The sequence below is a fragment of the Actinomyces sp. oral taxon 849 str. F0330 genome, from assembly GCF_000239715.1.
Lineage (GTDB): Bacteria > Actinomycetota > Actinomycetes > Actinomycetales > Actinomycetaceae > Actinomyces > Actinomyces johnsonii.
The window spans coordinates 407,910-408,985 of record NZ_JH470349.1 but is presented as its reverse complement, the minus strand read 5'-3'; the positions used below and the strand labels follow the sequence as shown (position 1 = coordinate 408,985).

The 1,076-nt window shown below is 70.9% G+C and carries 1 protein-coding gene; it reads right to left on the bottom strand.

Annotated features, from left to right (window positions below; all coding sequences use genetic code 11):
* Positions 1-1,076: M20 family metallopeptidase (locus HMPREF0975_RS03710; RefSeq protein WP_009232797.1), on the bottom strand; the 1,076-nt coding region annotated here is incomplete at both ends.

The window sequence follows — 1,076 nt, the reverse complement described above, 5'->3', positions numbered from 1 at the left end:
GGCCGCGTCCCCGGTGGGGCCGCCGGCGGCCTCGGTCATGGCGCGGGTGTGGAGGGCGACGTCGGGCCGATCGGTGACTTTGATGAGCGGGTGGATGCCGGGCACGCGCTGGGAGACGTTGCCGAAGTCGGTGCCGGCGGCGATCGTCTCGGGCAGGACCCCGGGGGCCAGGGGGTCGCGGCCGCGCTCGCGCTGGGAGCGCACCCAGGAGGTGAGCAGGGGGCCGTTGTCCCGGACGGGGACCTCATTGCAGTACTCCGAGGTAAGGATCTCGACGCCGGTTCCGGTCATGAGGGCGGCGCCGTGGAGGACCTCCTCGACCCGCTCGGTGATCTCCTTGAGGGTCTCGAGGTACTTGGAGCGCACCATGATGGACAGCTCGGTGCGTTCGGGGATGATGTTGGGGACCTGGCCGCCGTCGGTGATGATGGCGTGGAGGCGGTCCATGGGGAGCATCTGCTGGCGCAGCAGGCCGATGCCGGTCAGGGCCAGGGTAGCGGCGTCCAGGGCATTGCGGCCCATGAAGGGCTGGGAGGCGGCGTGGGCCGGCACGCCGTGGAAGACGACCTCCAGGCGGCGCACCCCGAGCCAAGTCTGGTGGGTGACGTCGTGGGCGTAGGAGTGGGTCTGGATGGCGGCGTCGACACCGTCGAGCATGCCGCGCACGGAGAGGATCTCCTTGGCGGTCGAGTTCTCCTCGGCGGGCGTGGTCTGCAGGACGACGCGACCGGGCAGGGCGCCGGGGCGGGAACGGGCCAAGGCGGCCAGGGCGAGGAAGGCGCCCACAGAGTTAGCGCACATGACGTTGTGGCCGCATCCGTGGCCGATACCGGGGAGAGCATCGTACTCGGCGAGGATCGCGATGGTGCCGGCCGACCGACCGGAGACACCTGCCTGCACTGGGGAGCCGGAGACCTCCGCGCGCAGGGCGGTGTCCATGCCGTAGACGCCGACCTCGGGCTCGATGCCGTGGCGACGCAGGAGTGCGGCGACCGTGGCCACGGCGTGGTGTTCCTCGAAACCGGTCTCGGGGTGGTCGTGGATGTCATGGGAGAGCTCAACGATCTGCGGGGCCA